This window comes from Stenotrophomonas sp. 05L44_2, assembly GCF_056665995.1.
Window position 1 is genome coordinate 1 of sequence record NZ_JBFTNR010000635.1, and the last position, 2,435, is coordinate 2,435.

At 67.4% G+C, this 2,435-nt stretch carries 4 protein-coding genes; all 4 read right to left on the reverse strand.

From position 1 onward, the window contains the following. Positions 1-199 (reverse strand): DUF4339 domain-containing protein (locus tag AC1VAN_RS18515; RefSeq protein ID WP_480986410.1); only part of this gene is annotated, 199 nt, incomplete at its 3' end. A gap of 48 nt (positions 200-247) precedes the next feature. Then, positions 248-982 carry a GYF domain-containing protein gene (locus AC1VAN_RS18520; protein WP_032976674.1) on the reverse strand — a complete coding sequence of 245 codons (735 nt, stop codon included), beginning with the start codon at positions 980-982 and terminating at the stop codon, positions 248-250. Positions 983-1,021: 39 nt separating this feature from the next. Beyond that, positions 1,022-1,495 carry a DUF494 family protein gene (locus tag AC1VAN_RS18525; RefSeq protein WP_025879062.1) on the reverse strand — a complete coding sequence of 158 codons (474 nt, stop codon included), beginning with the start codon at positions 1,493-1,495 and terminating at the stop codon, positions 1,022-1,024. A 43-nt stretch (positions 1,496-1,538) separates the two neighbouring features. Continuing rightward, the coding region (gene dprA, locus AC1VAN_RS18530) for a DNA-processing protein DprA (protein WP_480986411.1) at positions 1,539-2,435 on the reverse strand (897 nt) is incomplete at its 5' end.

A 2,435-nucleotide genomic window follows, 5' to 3' on the forward strand; every position in this document is an offset into this window, starting at 1 on the left:
CGGTGGACGTGCTGGCATCGGCCAGGGTCTGCAGGCCCAGCTCTTCCACCATCTGCCGCAGCGGCGCCCACTGCCCCATGCCTTCGCGCCAGACCAGGGTGTCCAGGTTCAACTGGCCACGTTGGAAGCGCTGGCGGATCTCGGTGACCTCCAGCGGTCCCTGGCGTTGCTGTCCTTCGGCGTAGTACCACTCAGTCATTGCATGTCCCCTGTTGGGTCGTCCTTGGTGGGTTGCCCGATGCGCGGCTCAGCCGCGGCATTGCGTGGGCAGATACTTGTCGTCGCTTTCGCCGCTGCATTCCCAGCGCCCGCTGTCGCGGTCGTATTCGAGCCAGAGCAGGTCGCCATCCTGGCTCTTGCCGGGAACCGCCAGCGTCGCTTCGATGCCGCAGTGGCCATTGTTGAAGCGGCCGATATGCACGGCCGACAGGCCCTGGCCTGCGAATTCGTCCGCCGCCGGGAAGCCGGCGTCGTTGGCGCCCGGGCAGCGGCCCTGGTCATCGGCGAAGTGCTGGACCTTGTCCTTCAGCGGCTGCAGCACGGTGACCGCGCCGGCGACCTTGGCCTTGATGGTGTAGTCGTTGTAGGCCGGCAGGGCGATCGCGGCCAGGATGGCCAGGATCGGCACCACCACCAGCAGTGCGACGCCGCCGATGATGGCGGTCAACGCGCAGCCGGACAGGCCCTTCTTCGCGACCGGGGCAGCGTCCATCGGCGTGGTCGCGTACGGAGAGGCGGGGGGAAGGGTGGGCGGCAGAGGGGCGGCAGGCGGCGGCGGTGGTGCCGTGGCGGCTGCATCAACGGCGGGCACGATCAGGCCCAGTTCGTCGACCACGTTGCGCAACGGCTGCCATTGCGGCAAGCCGTCGCGCCATACGAGGGTGTCCAGGGTGATCTGGTTGCTGCGGAACAGCTCGATCAACTGTTCCGAGGGCAACGGGCCTTGCTGGCGGTTGCCTTCGGCATGGAACCACTCACTCACGGGGACGCTCCTGAATGCGCACGGTCCCCAAGTGTACGGTCAGTGCAGGGGTTCTGGCTCGTCCACGAACATCTGCGTTTCCATCCAGGCGTAGGCCGCCTCGGCGCCGGGCTGGTTGAACAGCACCATCAGCACGACCCATTTCAGGTCGTCCAGGTCCAGTTCGTCCTGGTCCAGGGCCATCGCCCGGTCCAGCACCAGCTCGCGCTGGCCGGCATCGAGGATGCCGTGCTGTTCCAGGTACAGCAGGAAACCACGGCACTCCACGTCAAGCTTGTCCAGCTCCGGGCCGTGATAGATGCGCACCGGGCCATCGACCCGGGCCTGGGCCGCGCTTGGGCGCTGCGCTGCCAGGGCATCGAGCCATTCGAATGCCTTGTTGATCTCAGTGGGGCTGAAACCGGCCTGGATCAGGCCATTCTGCAGTGAGTCGCGGTCACGGATCAGGTCCGCATCTTCGCTGAAATAGTGTTCAAACAGGTACAACAGTACATCCAGGATGCTCTCTTTCATTGCCCCTCGGCCTGCGTCGCGCGACGCTGTGGAGGTGAAGAAACTAGGGACGTCGACAGTAGCGGCCGTGTACGCACACCACGATCCCCGCAAGTTCCATGGCCAGCAGCATGGAGGACACCTCCGACGCCGTCAATCCACACTGCGTGATCAGTGAATCCATACTGATTGGGTCGTGCTCCAGCACCCGCCACAAGCGCTGGTAGTCAGCGTCGTTCGCCCAGCATGCCGGCAGGTCCGCCGGCGCTGCCTGTTCAGTGGGGGTGGCAAGCCGGGTTTGCAAGCCCGGAAGCTGGTGACGCAGTGCCGGGGCCAGCAGTTCCAGCACTTCTTCGGGCCGTTCGACCAGGGCAACCCCTTCACGGATGAGCCGGTGGCAGCCGACGGCGCGCGGATTGAGTACCGAACCGGGTATCGCGCAGACCTCGCGGCCGGCTTCGGCTGCCAGCCGGGCGGTGATCAGGGCGCCCGAGCGTTGTGCGGCCTCGACCACCACCGTGGCCAGGGCCAACCCGGCCACCAGCCGGTTGCGCGCGGGGAAGTGACCCGGCCGTGCGGGCGTACCTGGCAGGTACTCGCTGAGCACCGCGCCGTCGGTGGCGATTCTTGCCTGAAGGCGGGCATGGCTGGTGGGATAGGCGCGGTCCGGGCCAGTGCCTATCACCGCGAGGGTGCAGCCGCCTGCCTCCAGCGCCGCCTGGTGGGCGGCCGCATCGATGCCTGCCGCCAATCCACTGGTCACCGCCAGCCCGGCCTCGACGAAGCAGGTGGCAAACCGGGCGGCCAGGGCACGACCGGCGGGGGTGGGTGAACGGCTGCCGACCAGGGCCACCGCAGGACGCCAGGCGATGGCCGGATCGCCGGCAACGAACAGCGCCAGGGGCGGATTGGGTGCATCAAGCAGGAGGGGCGGGAAGGCTGGATCGTTGCAGGCCAGCAG